This is a genomic window from Rhodospirillaceae bacterium, assembly GCA_028819475.1.
Taxonomy (GTDB): domain Bacteria; phylum Pseudomonadota; class Alphaproteobacteria; order Bin65; family Bin65; genus Bin65.
In genome coordinates, this window is record JAPPLJ010000030.1 from 147,909 (window position 1) to 161,068 (window position 13,160).

18 protein-coding genes are annotated in these 13,160 nt (G+C 66.1%); 6 read left to right on the forward strand and 12 right to left on the reverse strand.

Going from position 1 to position 13,160, the window contains the following annotated elements:
* Positions 1–98: 98 nt before the first annotated feature.
* The 4 genes from OXM58_08240 to OXM58_08255 all read left to right on the forward strand — a co-directional run bounded on the left by OXM58_08240 (position 99) and on the right by OXM58_08255 (position 3,564).
* Complete coding sequence (locus OXM58_08240) at positions 99–866, forward strand: amino acid ABC transporter permease (GenBank protein MDE0148347.1); 768 nt, start codon at positions 99–101, stop codon at positions 864–866.
* A complete protein-coding gene (locus tag OXM58_08245; GenBank protein ID MDE0148348.1) occupies positions 863–1,795 on the forward strand; it encodes an amino acid ABC transporter permease in 933 nt (310 codons plus the stop codon). Before OXM58_08240 ends, OXM58_08245 begins: the two co-directional genes overlap by 4 nt.
* A gap of 77 nt (positions 1,796–1,872) precedes the next feature.
* The gene (locus tag OXM58_08250; protein MDE0148349.1) at positions 1,873–2,595 is read left to right on the forward strand and encodes an amino acid ABC transporter ATP-binding protein; all 723 of its coding nucleotides are present in this window, start codon (positions 1,873–1,875) and stop codon (positions 2,593–2,595) included.
* A gap of 45 nt (positions 2,596–2,640) precedes the next feature.
* Positions 2,641–3,564, forward strand: coding sequence for an HNH endonuclease (locus OXM58_08255; protein ID MDE0148350.1), 924 nt, complete (start codon positions 2,641–2,643; stop codon positions 3,562–3,564).
* A gap of 63 nt (positions 3,565–3,627) precedes the next feature.
* Here the strand turns inward: OXM58_08255 and pyrE are convergent, their stop codons facing one another.
* From pyrE to OXM58_08300, 9 genes are all read right to left on the reverse strand, one after another.
* Complete coding sequence (gene pyrE, locus OXM58_08260; protein ID MDE0148351.1) at positions 3,628–4,209, reverse strand: orotate phosphoribosyltransferase; 582 nt, start codon at positions 4,207–4,209, stop codon at positions 3,628–3,630.
* A gap of 79 nt (positions 4,210–4,288) precedes the next feature.
* Positions 4,289–4,660 (reverse strand): DUF86 domain-containing protein, encoded by a 372-nt coding sequence (locus OXM58_08265; GenBank protein MDE0148352.1) that lies wholly within the window; start codon positions 4,658–4,660, stop codon positions 4,289–4,291.
* Positions 4,653–4,943 (reverse strand): nucleotidyltransferase family protein, encoded by a 291-nt coding sequence (locus OXM58_08270; GenBank protein ID MDE0148353.1) that lies wholly within the window; start codon positions 4,941–4,943, stop codon positions 4,653–4,655. Before OXM58_08270 ends, OXM58_08265 begins: the two co-directional genes overlap by 8 nt.
* A gap of 98 nt (positions 4,944–5,041) precedes the next feature.
* A complete protein-coding gene (locus tag OXM58_08275) occupies positions 5,042–5,236 on the reverse strand; it encodes a hypothetical protein (GenBank protein MDE0148354.1) in 195 nt (64 codons plus the stop codon).
* Between the two features lie 26 nt (positions 5,237–5,262).
* Positions 5,263–5,421: a type II toxin-antitoxin system HicB family antitoxin gene (locus tag OXM58_08280; protein MDE0148355.1), complete on the reverse strand. Its 159-nt coding sequence runs from the start codon at positions 5,419–5,421 to the stop codon at positions 5,263–5,265.
* A gap of 50 nt (positions 5,422–5,471) precedes the next feature.
* Positions 5,472–5,687: a DUF2283 domain-containing protein gene (locus tag OXM58_08285; GenBank protein MDE0148356.1), complete on the reverse strand. Its 216-nt coding sequence runs from the start codon at positions 5,685–5,687 to the stop codon at positions 5,472–5,474.
* A complete protein-coding gene (locus OXM58_08290; GenBank protein MDE0148357.1) occupies positions 5,684–5,935 on the reverse strand; it encodes a hypothetical protein in 252 nt (83 codons plus the stop codon). Before OXM58_08290 ends, OXM58_08285 begins: the two co-directional genes overlap by 4 nt.
* A 130-nt stretch (positions 5,936–6,065) precedes the next feature.
* The gene (locus OXM58_08295; GenBank protein MDE0148358.1) at positions 6,066–6,563 is read right to left on the reverse strand and encodes a CarD family transcriptional regulator; all 498 of its coding nucleotides are present in this window, start codon (positions 6,561–6,563) and stop codon (positions 6,066–6,068) included.
* Between the two features lie 290 nt (positions 6,564–6,853).
* A complete protein-coding gene (locus OXM58_08300; GenBank protein ID MDE0148359.1) occupies positions 6,854–7,189 on the reverse strand; it encodes a ferredoxin family protein in 336 nt (111 codons plus the stop codon).
* Positions 7,190–7,307: 118 nt separating this feature from the next.
* On the opposite strand from OXM58_08300, the gene OXM58_08305 reads away from it, so the two are divergent.
* Together OXM58_08305 and OXM58_08310 are read left to right on the forward strand one after the other, a co-directional pair.
* The gene (locus OXM58_08305) at positions 7,308–7,970 is read left to right on the forward strand and encodes a DUF938 domain-containing protein (GenBank protein MDE0148360.1); all 663 of its coding nucleotides are present in this window, start codon (positions 7,308–7,310) and stop codon (positions 7,968–7,970) included.
* 404 nt (positions 7,971–8,374) lie between these two features.
* On the forward strand, positions 8,375–8,956 hold the full coding sequence (locus tag OXM58_08310; protein ID MDE0148361.1) for a VTT domain-containing protein: 582 nt from the start codon (positions 8,375–8,377) through the stop codon (positions 8,954–8,956).
* 21 nt (positions 8,957–8,977) lie between these two features.
* On the opposite strand, the gene fdhF is transcribed toward OXM58_08310, so the two are convergent.
* From fdhF to OXM58_08325, 3 genes are all read right to left on the reverse strand, one after another.
* Entirely contained in the window at positions 8,978–11,749 is a 2,772-nt protein-coding gene (fdhF, locus tag OXM58_08315; GenBank protein MDE0148362.1) for a formate dehydrogenase subunit alpha, read from the reverse strand.
* A 191-nt stretch (positions 11,750–11,940) separates the two neighbouring features.
* Positions 11,941–12,744: an enoyl-CoA hydratase-related protein gene (locus tag OXM58_08320; GenBank protein MDE0148363.1), complete on the reverse strand. Its 804-nt coding sequence runs from the start codon at positions 12,742–12,744 to the stop codon at positions 11,941–11,943.
* Positions 12,745–12,833: 89 nt separating this feature from the next.
* Complete coding sequence (locus OXM58_08325) at positions 12,834–13,160, reverse strand: redoxin domain-containing protein (GenBank protein MDE0148364.1); 327 nt, start codon at positions 13,158–13,160, stop codon at positions 12,834–12,836.

Consider the following 13,160-nt stretch of genomic DNA (forward strand, 5'->3'; position numbering starts at 1 on the left):
ATCCGGTCCGGGCGCCCTCGTCGTCTGAGCGCCTTCCCGAGCGTGCCGTGCTGAGCGTGCCATACTGAGCGTGGTTGGCTGCGCCCGGAACGCGGTTCATGTGGGACTCGATCCAGACTTTCTTCCGGGATCTCGCGGAGCGGGATGCGTCCTGGAATTTCATCTACATCTACGACGACAACGAGCTTGAGCGCGTCCTCGAAGGCATGTGGGTGACGCTGGAGCTTTCCGTCGTCTGCGTCGTCTTCAGCGTCGTGATCGGGCTGGTCGGGGCCTGGCTCCAGGGCGCGCGCTCGCGCGTCGTGCGCAGCGTCGTCCAGGGCTACATCCAGTTCTTCCGGAACACGCCGCCGCTGGTCCAGCTCATGTTCTTCTATTTCGCGCTGGGCCAGTTCACGCCGACCTATTCGCCCGACGGCTATCTCCAGCAGCCGATCATCTCCAATGTCGGCTGGGCGATCATCTCGCTGTCCTTCTTCGCCGGCGCCTTCAACGTCGAGATTTTCCGCGCCGGCATCGAGGCGGTACCGCAATCGACCCAGGAGGCCGCAGAGTCCCTCGGGATGAGCCGCTTCCAGGCCTATGTCTATGTCGTGCTGCCGCTCGCCTTCCGGGTCAGCCTGCCGTCGCTCAACAACAATCTGGTCAATCTGGTCAAGACGACGACCCAGGCGCTGGCGATCGCCGTGCCCGAGCTGCTCTACCAGCTCGTCAGCATCTACAACGACTATTCCACCGCGCAGAACGCCTGCATGGTGCTGATGTTCATCGTCTACATCACGCTCGTCGGTTTCCTCGTCCTCGGCATGAACCGCTGGGAGCGCCGGATGGTGATACCGGGCTACGGCGGCGGAGGCGGACGATGAGCCGGGCGATGAAGCTGTCGGCCAGGCGGCGGGCGATCCCGGGCGTCGATGCGCCGGCGGCCGGCGGCTTCGCGGTGCTCCGGCCGGTCCGGGCGCGGGCGGCGGGCGAGCCGGACGACCTGCTGTTCAGCCGCTGGCTGGCGCGCGCCGGGCTGTGGCTGCCGCTGGGCGGCATCGCGCTGCTCGCCGCCGTCGTCATGGTCTGGCCGATGTCCGCCGCGGCTCAGAGCAAGTTCACTTTCTCCGACGCGTTCGATGCGCTGGTGCGCTGGCTGCCCTTCCTGGTCTCCAGCGGCTTCCTGCTCAACGTGGTCATCTCGATCACGACGATGGCGATCGGCACCGTCCTCGGCATCCTGCTCGGCCTCGGCCAGATTTCGCTCAGCGGCGCGGTCCGGCGCGTCTGCTGGTTCCTCACCCAGGCGTTCCGCAACTCGCCCTGGCTGGTCCTGCTGTTCATCGTGATGCTGACCTTCCCGTTCGAGATCGCGCTCGGCGATACGATCATCAAGATCCCGGACTGGATGAAGGCGGTGTTCGGCCTGTCGCTGCCGATCATGGCAAACATCTCGGAAGTCGTGCGCGGCGCGGTGCAGTCGGTGCCGACCGGCCAGTGGGAGGCCGCCGAATCCCTGGCCTATTCCCGGCAGCAGACCCTGTGGCGCATCATCCTGCCGCAATGCTTCAAGCGCATGATCCCGCCGTGGATGAACTGGTACGCCATCCTGACCATGGCGACGCCGCTGTGCTCGCTGCTCGGCGTCGAGGAACTCATCACCCTGTCGCGCCAGGCCATGGAATCGGAGAACAACCATCCCGAGTTGCTGATCCCCTTCTACGGCTTCGCCCTCGTCATCTTCTTCGCCTATTGTTACCCGATCGCCCGCCTGACCCTGCGGCTGGAGCGCCGCTACGCGGTCAAGCTCTAACGAATGCACATCGGGCTGCACCGGAGGATCCCGGCATGACCGACGCCGCCAACGGAAACTGGACACCGGATCTGCCGATCGTCTCGCTCAGGGACGTGCACAAGTCGTTCGGCGACCTGGAGGTGCTGAAGGGCATTTCCTTCGACGTGATGAAGGGCGAGGTGATCTGCATCATTGGGCCGTCCGGCTCCGGCAAGTCGACGCTCATCCGCTGCGTCAACGCCCTGAACCCGATCGATTCCGGCTCGATCACGGTCGAGGGGCAGGAGGTCAACGACCCGAAGCTCAACAAGCTGGAGTTGCGCAAGAAGGTCGGTATGGTGTTCCAGCAATACAACCTGTTCCCGCACAAGACGGCGCTGGAAAACGTCATGATGGCGCCCGTCCTGGTGCTCAGGGAGGACAAGGCGAGCGTCGAGGCGCGGGCCCGGGCGCTGATCCGCAAGGTCCGCCTGGACGGCAAGGAGGACAGCTTTCCCGGCGAGCTTTCCGGCGGCCAGCAGCAGCGCGTCGCCATCGCCCGCTCGCTCGCCATGCAGCCGGACGTCATGCTGTTCGACGAGGTGACCGCGGCGCTCGACCCGGAGACGGTCAAGGAGGTGCTGTTCACGATCCGCGAACTGGTCGAGGAGGGAATGACCTGCATGCTGGTGACCCACGAGATGGGCTTCGCGCGCGAGATCGCCGACCACATCTATTTCACCGACCGGGGCGTAATCGTCGAGCACGGCCCGCCCGCGACCTTCTTCGACGAGGCCAAGGACCCGCGCACGCAGGAGTTCCTGGGGCAGATTTTGTAGGGGCGCGGGGGCCGCGACTCGGCTGGAAGCGGAACTGTACGAGCGATGTCCGGCATCAACTTCGTCATAGCCGTTACCGACGGAGACTGGTTCGAAACGCTCCGCAAGCGGCCGGACCTGGACGAGATCAATTTCTGGTCGCCGGCACCGAAGAATTTCCGCGCGCTGCGACCAGGAGAACTATTTCTCTTCAAGCTGCGCTATCCGCGCAACTATATCGTGGGTGGCGGTATATTTGCATTTGCAAATAAAATGCCGTGTTCGCTCGCTTGGGATTCGTTCCGGGAATCAAACGGAGCTCTATCAGCGCTGGAAATGCGCACTCAGATCGCCCGCATTCGCAAGACCGATCCGAACGACAAGAGCGACTTCGAAATCGGTTGCCGGATACTGACCCAACCCTTCTTTTTCGCCAAACACGACTGGATCCCCGCACCGGCGAGCTTTTCGCCGAGCATTATGACATTAAAGAAATATAGCACGGTCGATTCGGAAGGACTTGCGTTGTGGGAGGCGGTCAACGCGCGGATGCACCGGCCAGAGAATCCTGGTATGGCCGACGCGCAGGCACGATACGGCGAACCTGCTCTGATCCGTCCTCGCCTCGGCCAGGGCGCCTTCCGGGTGCTTGTGACCGACATCTACGATCGGCGCTGCGCCGTCACGCGCGAACGGACGCTGCCGGCGCTCGAAGCCGCCCATATTCAGCCTTACAGCGAGGGCGGCGATCATGAGGCGCGCAACGGGCTGTTGCTTCGCCGCGACATCCACAGCCTGTTCGATTCAGGTTATGTGACCGTTACGCCGAGCCACCATTTCGAAGTCAGCGGCCGCATCAAGGAAGAGTTCGAAAACGGGCGCGATTACTATGCGCTACACGGTCGACCGATCGCCGTTCCGACGCTCGCGGAACAGCGGCCCGACCCGCGTGTACTGAGTTGGCACAACGAGCACTGCTTCCGTGGATAGTTGGACGGGCCCGGGTTCCCGTTTAGGTCGCCGGTGACCTGAGCCGGAGCCTGTCCGTCTCTCTCATGCGAACTCGCTCATGGTGAACAGGGCGTCGAGCGGCAGGCCGATTTCGGCGAGCGCCGCGCGGGCGCCCTGTTCGCGGTCGACCACCGTGAGCACGCCGAGCACTTCGCATTGCGTCTCGCGTTGCACCGCCTCGATCGCCCTGATGACCGAGCCGCCCTTCGTCGTCACGTCCTCGATCATCATGACGGCCGCGTGGCCGGCGATGTCATGGCCCTCGATCAGTTCGCGGGTGCCGGTGTTCTTGGGCTCCTTGCGGACGTAGAAGGCGGCGATCTCGCGCCCGCCGCCGCTCGCGCTCATCGCGTAGCTCGCCTGAGCGATGGCGCCGACGATCGGGCAGGCGCCGAGCGCCAGGCCGCCGACCGCCGTCGCCCGGCTCTCGAGCACCTTCTCCAGCATCAGGCTGCCGACCAGGCTCAGCCCCTCGGGCAGCAGCAGGGTCTGCTTCATGTCGAAGAACAGCCCGCTCTCGCCGCCCGACGCCAGCCGGAACTGCCCGCGCAGCACGGACTTCGCCGCAATCATCGCGCGCAGGCGGGACAGGCGGGGGTCGGAGGCGGGGGCGTCGGCGGTCATACCCCGGGCGCCTTCATCGTTCGTTGTGCATTGGCCGGGAAGATTTGGCCATGCAAGGAGTTTTCCTGCGTCTTGACATCTATTCGGCGTTCTCTCCCGCCCGTTTCAATAGTTCCCGCAGATCGGAAACGAGTTGCGGAACGGCGTCCTCTATCATGTTCCAGACAGTATCGTCCTCGATGTGCAGATAGCCGTGGGCCAAGCGATTCCGCGCGCCGATGATGGCGCGCCAGGGAATCTCCGGGTAGGCGTTCCGGACCGATTCGGGGACATGGGTCGCCGCTTCGCCGATGAGCTCCAAATTGCGCAGGGTGGCATCGTAGGCCATGCCGCCGGTAACGAACGTATCCCGGTTCAGTCCCGCAGTATAGGTCCGGACCTTTTCGCAGAAGCCGATCATGTCCTCGTCGTAGAAACGCCATTCCCGCGGTTCGCCGCCCGGATCAGACATGAATGGCCTCGCGCTCCACATAGGGGCGCAGCTCGCGTCGCAGCGCCTTGTCCGTGACGAGATCGACGGGCCGCCCCAACAGGTCCTCGATATAGAATTGCGCGCCGAAATACCGGCGCCACGTCGCCGGCCCGGCAAAGCGGACCAGAATATCGACATCGCTCTCCGCCGTTGCGCAGTCGCGGGCAAAAGAACCGAACAGGGCGAGATCGGCAACGCCGAAGCGCTGTTCCAACTCCGTCCGGTGCGCCCGCAGCAGGGCCAGGGTCGTCTCCCGGTTCATCGGTTCCGTGATCTGCAAATGTCGAAAGCGTTCGCGCGGCACCATACCAGACCGTTGCCTGTCTTTGGCAATGCGTCACGGTCGGGCCGGGATACACGTCACCTGACAGAACGACAACGAGAAGGGCCGCGGCGCCCCTCGGGCAGCAGCAGGGTCTGCTTCATGTCGAAGAACAGCCCGCTCTTGCCGCCCGACGCCAGCCGGAACTGCCCGCGCAGCACGGACTTCTCCGCAATCATCGCGCGCAGGCGGGGCAGGCGGGGGTCGGGGTCGGGGTTTCCGGAAGCGTTCACGCGCCCAAGACCTTTATTGCCGCGGCCTACCGGACATCGACCGATAGACAGCTCTCGATGGCCTCGTAGAGGTTACCCAGCAACTCTTCGAAGCTGTCTCCCTGGGTCGCACATCCGGGAATTGCCGGCACTTCGGCCCAATACCCGCCTTCCTCGGCTTCGTGCACCACGACTTTCAGTTTCATGGCTTGCTCCCCGCATCGGCGCACAGGCTACAGGCGCGCCGGGCTGCCGATCAACCCGCCCGTGTCGATCGCAGCGGCAGCGCCTCGGTCTCCAGCGTCGACAAATCGAGGCGCTGCGAGGCATGGTCGATATCGAAGCCGACCACGCCGCCGGCGGTATCGAGATCGACGTTCAGCCCGTCCGAAACCTCTCGTGTCTCCGCACCGGGGCCGGATTTCAGTTCGATATAGAGGCTGTCGGTCTCGGGGTAGTAATGCAGCTTCATGACTCGTCCTTCCTGAAACGCCGGTCGAAGAACGCATTGTGGACCGTCTCGCCGTCCGCCAGCGTAACCACGCGGAGCATACGCGGACGATCCTCGCCGGGCCGCATAACCTCACCCCAAAGGCGAACCCGTCCGTCTTCCTGCGCTTCACGACGAAGCGGTGCAGCGACGATCGCCGCGCACCATTCCCGGTCGATGTAAGGGCGCTTGCGTAAGACCTGTTCCTCGAAATACCGCGTCGTCTTCATGCGGTATCACAATAGGCCAACGCCGCAGATCAGCAACGGCGTTGGTAAGGTCCAAATCGGCTCGCCGGAAATCCGGCTGGCGCGTAATTTTCGAAAACTTGCCCGGCTGCAATTTGCGCCGGCCACCCACTCAAGCCGCTTCCAGCACCCGTTCCAGCTTCTCGACCGCGGCGTCCTCGTCGAGGCCGTCGATGGCGGCGACTTCGCGGGCCAGGCGCTCGAAGGCGGCCTGGTAGATCTGGCGCTCGGAATAGGACTGGTCCGGCTGGCCGGCGTTGCGGTGCAGGTCGCGGATCACCTCGGCGATCGAGACCGGGTCGCCCGAATTGATCTTGGCCTCGTATTCCTGGGCCCGGCGGCTCCACATGGTGCGCTTGACGCGGCTCTTGCCCTTGAGCGTCTTGTAGGCCGTGTTCATCACCGCCGTGTCGGCGAGCAGCCGGAGGCCCGAGGTGTCCGCCTTGGCGACGGGAACGCGGAGCGTCATCTTCTCCTTGGGAAATTCAATAACGAACAAATGCAGCTGCTGTCCCGCGATCTCCTGCTTCTCGCTCCCGGTGATCCGGCCGACGCCGTGCGTCGGATAGACAACGTAATCGCCTTTCTTGAATTTGGATTTGACAGCCATGCCGCTCCTCACCCCCGTTGTTTCTCCATGCCCCGGTGCAGCGCCGTTTCAGCCCGCCGAAGGGCCGGCGACAAAAAAGCGCCGAACACCGGAATATCCTGCGGACGGCGCTGACCGGTACGCCCCGACAGGCAGCCGGCCGCAAGCCGCAGCCGATCCCCCTTTCGGATGCGTGTAACCTATCACAAAAAAACGGAAATTTCCAGTTTCACGGCCGCGGCAATGCAGCCGCAGCACTGCGGCAGGATGGCCCGCCGGGCCCCGGACGCCGGATATTCCGCGCGCCGTCCCTACTGCGCCGCCGGCTGGTCGCTGAAATGGTCCTCGAACTTGTTGGCGACGTCCTTCCAGTCGTCGGCGTCGCCCGGCGTTTCGCCCTTGCGGTTGATGTTCGGCCATTGCTCGGCATAGGTGCGGTTGACCTCGACCCAGCGCTCCACATCCGGTTCGGTATCGGGCAGGATGGCCTCCGCGGGGCATTCCGGTTCGCATACACCGCAGTCGATGCACTCGTCCGGATGGATGACCAGCATGTTCTCGCCTTCGTAGAAGCAGTCCACCGGACAGACTTCCACGCAGTCCTGATACTTGCATTTGATGCAGGCTTCGATGACGACATAGGTCATTCGGAATGTCTCCCCCGGCTTCCATCCGGAACTGTCACATGACGTTGCCAAGCGGCTTATCGTGGCGCCGCGCCCGTTTCAAGCGATTTCCGGTGCGGCGCGGCGGGAAAACCGGCGCATGACGGCTATGCACGCCGACCGGCGCCGCCACGCCCCGGCCGCTGCGCGCAACCGCGATCCGATTGCCGCAGTCGTGCTACCGCGCCTGTTGCAAGGAACCCGGGCGCTGGAGATCGGCAGCGGCACCGGCGAGCATGTCGTCCATATGGCGGCCCTGCGGCCCGATACAAGCTGGCAGCCGTCCGATCCCGATCCGGCCTGCCGCGAGAGCATCGCCGCCTGGACCGCCCATACCGGCCTCGCCAATGTTGCGCCGCCGCTCGACCTGGATGTCCGCCTCGCGCCCTGGCCGGTCGCGGAAGCGGATTTCATCCTGTGCTGCAACCTGATCCACATCGCGCCGTGGCCGTGTACCGCTGCCCTGCTCCAGGGCGCCGGCCGGCTGCTCGACGCCGGCGGCGAGCTGCTGCTCTATGGCCCGTTCAAACGCGGCGGCGCCCACACTGCGCCGAGCAACGCCGCCTTCGATGCCGCCCTGCGCCGCGAGGATCCCGACTGGGGCGTGCGCGATCTGGAAGCGGTGGCCGTGCTGGCGGCGGAGAACGGACTTTCGTTCGTCGAGGCGGTGCCGATGCCGGCCAACAATTTCTGCGCCGTCTTCCGGAAGGCGGAACCCGGCAAGGCTGAACCCGGCAGAACCGAATCCCACGCGGGGGCGTAAGGCGGGTCCGGCTGGCCGGCGCTCGCCGTCCGGGTCACGAAATTGCCTCAAATGATCGCGGAATTGCCGCGATTCGCCGGTATTCCTGCCACAGGCTGGTGGCATTTTCGCTCCGGTCGATACGGCGCGAACCCCGGCGCCGGTCGGCCGACCGGAGCGGTTATCCCGAACCGGCCGGGACGTGGCGGAACGGGAATTCAGCGGCACGATTCCCGCTTCGCACTCCCGCCTCTCCTCCGGAAAGGCCGCGGCGCAGCCCTCCCCAGGCGCCGCGGCCTTTTCGTTTGCCGGGCGCGGCCGCCGGTGGCTTGACAGCACGGCACCGGGTTGCACCATCCGCGCCGGACGGCGGGCGCGGTTGCGGACCGCCGGTTGTACATCCGGAACGATACAGGACGGCGGCGGTGTTCCAGCGGCTTTACGGTTGGGCGATGACGAAGGCGGCGCATCCGCACGCCTTCTGGTGGCTCGTCGCCTTCGCCTTCGCCGAGGCGACCTTCTTTCCCCTGCCGGCCGATATTCTGCTGATCCCGATGGTCCTCGCCGTGCGCGCCCGGGCGTGGCGGCTGGCGGCGGCCTGCACTGTGGCCTCGGTCGCCGGCGGCTGTTTCGGCTGGCTGATCGGCAGTTTCGCCTTCGAGGAACTCGGCCGGCCGCTGATCGAACTCTACGGCGCGATGGACAAAATGGCATTCCTCCGGGCGGAGTACCACAAATACGGCGAACTCTTCGTCGCCATCGGCGCGGTCACGCCGGTGCCCTACAAGGTGGTGACCATCGCCAGCGGCTTCTTCCAGATGGACCCGGCCAGCTTCGCGCTGGTCTCGCTGGTCGGTCGCGGCGTGCGCTATTTCTTCGTCGCCGGCGCCGTCTTCCTGTTCGGCCCGCTGATCCACCGCTTCATCAACCGCAACGCACAACTCGCCTTCGCGGTCTTCACTGCGCTGCTGCTCGGCGGCTTCATGCTGACGGCGTGGGTGCTGTGAGGCCGGGCAGACGCTGCTGAACTATTCCGCCGCGGCGGCCGGCGCCTCCGGCCGCGTCACCCGCGCGGCGCAGAATTTGAAGCTCGGGATCTTGCCCCAGGGGTCGAGCATCGGATCGGTCAGCAGGTTGGCCGGCGCGTCGGTGAAGCAGAAGGGGATGAACACGGTGCCCGCGGGCACGGCGGTATCCATGCGCGCCGCCAGGTCGATGGCGCCGCGCCGCGTCTCGACCCGCACCGGATCGCCCGGCGCGATGCCGAGGCGATCGAGGTCGGTCGGGCTGAGCGAGGCGACCGCCTCCGGCTCCAGCGCTTCCAGAATAGTCGCCCGGGTGGTCATGGCGCCGGTGTGCCAGTGTTCGAGCTGGCGGCCGGTGGTCAGGATCATTGGATAGTCGGCGTCCGGCTGTTCGCCCGGCGGTTGCGGCGCCGCCGGCACCAGCTTGCCGCGGCCGTTCGTCGTCGGGAAGCCCTCGCCGAACACGATCTCCTCGCCCGGCCTGTCCGGCGCGGCGCTGGGATAGGTCACCGCGCTCTCGCGCTCCAGCCGCTCCCAGGAGATGTTGTCGAGGGACGGCATGGTCTGCGCCATTTCCGCATAAACGTCGGCCGCGCCTTCATAGTTCCAGTCGAGGCCCATGCCGCGGGCGATGTCCTGAATGATCCGGATATCGTGCCGCGCCTCGCCGGGCAGGGCGAGCGCCTGGCGGCCCATCTGGACCTGCCGGTTGGTGTTGGTGACCGTGCCGGTCTTTTCCGGCCAGGCCGAGGCCGGCAGCACGACATCGGCGTGCCAGGCCGTCTCGGTCAGGAACAGATCCTGCACCACCAGGTGGTCGAGCTTCGCGAGCGCAGCGCGGGCGTGGGCGGTGTCCGGATCGGACATCGCCGGGTTCTCGCCCATGATGTACATGCCGCCGATTTCGCCGGCGAGGATCGCGTTGACGATCTCGACCACCGTCAGCCCGCGCTTGGGATCGAGCGTGCCGCCCCACAGGTCCTGAATCGGCGCACGCAGGTCGGCATCCTCGACCGACTGGTAGTCCGGCAGGAACATCGGGATCAGTCCGGCGTCCGACGCGCCCTGGACGTTGTTCTGGCCGCGCAGCGGATGCAGGCCCGTACCCGGCCGCCCGACCTGGCCGGTGATGAGTGACAGCGCGATCAGGCAGCGGGCGTTGTCCGTGCCGTTGACGTGCTGGGATATCCCCATGCCCCAGAAGATGATCGCCTTCTCGGCCCGGGCGAACTTGCGCGCGACGGTGCGCAATTCCCCGGCGTCGATGCCGCAGACCGGCGCCATCTCCTCGGGCGTGAAGGGCCGGATATGTTCGGCGAAGGCGGCGAAGCCCTCGACGGTCGCCTGGACATACTGCTCGTCGTAGAGCTTCTCCTCGACGATCGTGTTGAGCAGTGCGTTCAGCAGCGCGACATCCGTGCCACCCTTGAACTGCAGCATGTGGCCGGCGTGGCGCGCCAGCGCCTGGCCGCGCGGGTCGGCGACGATCAGGGTCGCGCCGCGCGCCGCCGCCTGTTTGAAATAGGTCGCCGCGACCGGGTGGTTCTCGGTCGGGTTGGCGCCAATGACGAAGACGACGTCGCTGTCCCGGCAGGCCGTGAACGGCGCGGTGACGGCGCCGGAGCCGATCCCTTCGAGCAATGCCGCGACCGACGAGGCGTGGCACAGCCGGGTGCAATGGTCGACATTGTTGGTCCCGAAGCCGGTGCGCACCAGCTTCTGGAACAGGTAGGCCTCTTCGTTGGAGCCCTTGGCCGAGCCGAAGCCGGCGAGCGCGTTCGATCCCTTCTCGTCGCGAATCCGGCGCAGGCCGCCGGCGGCGCGCTCCAATGCCTCCTCCCAGCTCGCCTCCCGGAAGTATTCGAGCGGGTTCGACGGGTCCATGACGATATCGGCGGATTTCGGCGCATCGTCGCGCCGGATCAGCGGTTTCGTCAGGCGCTGCGGGCTGTGGGCATAGTCGAAGCCGAAGCGGCCCTTGACGCACAGCCGCTGCTCGTTGGCCGGGCCGTCGCGGCCGTCGACATAGAGCAGCTTGCCGTCCTTCAGGTTGTAGGTGATCTGGCAGCCGACGCCGCAATAGGGGCAGACGCTCTCGACCTTCTCGTCGGGAAATTCGGTGCGCACACCCGCGGCGTCGAGCAGGTTCGCCGGCATCAAGGCGCCGGTCGGGCAGGCCTGCACGCACTCGCCGCAGGCGACGCAGGTGCTGGCGCCCATCGGGTCGTCCATGTCGAACACGATCTTCGAACCATGGCCGCGCGCGGCCATGCCGATCACGTCGTTGACCTGGACTTCGCGGCAGGCCCGGACGCAGAGGTTGCAGTCGATGCAGGCGTCCAGATGGACCGCCATCGCCGGATGGCTGACATCGGGCGCCGGCGTCGCGCGCGGCGGCAGGCGGCTCTCTTCCAGATCGACCCGGTCGGTCCAGTGCCAGAAGCGGCTGTCGGGATCGCGCGCGACCTCCCTGGCCGGCTGGTCCGCGAGCAGCATCTCGAAGACCATCCGGCGCGAGGCTTTGGCGCGTTCGGAAGCGGTGCGCACCGCCATGCCTTCGGTCGGCAGACGGATGCAGGACGCGGCGAGCACCCGCTCGCCCTCGACCTCGACCATGCAGGCGCGGCAGTTGCCGTCGGCGCGGTAGCCCGGCTCGTCGGCGTAGCAGAGATGCGGAATTTCCGTGCCCAAGCGATCCGCGACCTGCCAGATCGTCTCGCCCGGCGCGGCGGTGACGGTCTCACCGTCCAGCGTGAATGTAGTCGCTTCACTCATGGCGCGGCCCCGGCACCAATCTGGTACGCGTTGCGGCGGAGACAACCGCCGAAACCCGCCGTGAAGCACGACTTTTCGGCCGATACAAGGGGCTTTCACGGGATCGGCACCGCAGAAACGACGCGGCTAGCGGACCGGTTGAAACCGGTTCGAATCTCAGCGGTTCCGTGCCCGGTCGATCGGGCTCCGCCTCACCGCCCCGAATACACGCCCTGGCGCTTCTCCAGCAGGGCGTTGACGGCTTCCAGATGGTCCTCGCTCTGGTGGCACAGGGCCTGGTTGACCGCAGCAGCCTCGAGGAAACTCGGCAGGTCCATTTTCACCGCAGCGCGCAGCAGGCGCTTGGCCTGGCGCACGGTCTTCGGCGGCTTCGAGGCAATCACGCCGGCGAAGGCCCTGGCCTCGTCCATCAGGGCTTCCGGTTCGACCACCTTCATACACAGTCCCCGGCGGAGCGCCTCGTCGGCCTTGATCGGCCGGCCGGTGAAGGTCATCTCGGCGGCGACCTCCCACGGCACGCGCCGCGGCAGGAACCAGCTTCCGGCGTCGCCCGCAATCAGGCCGAGGCTGACGAAGACTTCGCCGAACAGGGCCCCGGTCGAGGCGATCCGGAAATCGCACATGAAGGCGAGGTCGCAGCCCGCGCCCATCGCCGGCCCGTTGACCGCCGCGATGGTCGGCACGTCCAGCCCGTAGATCGCCAGCGGAATCTGCTGGATGCCGTACATATAGCCTTCGGCGAGCTGCTGGCCCGGACCTCCGAACATGCCCCCGCGGTCGCGCATCGCCTTGACGTCGCCGCCGGACGAGAAGGCCGTGCCGGCGCCGGTCAGAATCATGACCGAAATCTCGGCGTCGCGCTGCACCCGGCCGATTGCGCCGACCAGTGCTTCGATCATCTCGGGGCCGGAGACCGGGTTGCGCCGGTCGGGATCGTTCAGCGTGAGCGTGACGACGCGGCCGGCCTTTTCGTAGAGGACCGGATCGGTAGACATGAAATACCTCACAAATTGCGTGGCGCGGCGTCCCCCCGGCCGTGCGGAACCGGGGGAAGGGCCACCGCCAGCGCGAACGCAGCGGGCTTCTACTTCTTCGCCTGGGACTCGTAGAAGTTGACGATCTTGATGACATCACCCGCATCCAGCCGGCCGAGCGGGCCGTCGCTGTAGCTGGACAGGACCACCTTGCCAGTCTCGCCGTTCACGATGAACTCGGAGGGCTGGATGATCTGGCGCCGGTCCTCCCACCAGGAACCCAGCGCATCCGCGATGTCGCGCTTTACACCGTAGCCGAACGGGAAGCCCTTGCCGTCGGCAATCTTCTTTGCGTTGCCGATGTCGTCGACGCTCGCGGCGACGACGGATGCATTCGCTTCGCGGAGCCCGTCAAGCTGTTTGCCGAAGCCATCCAA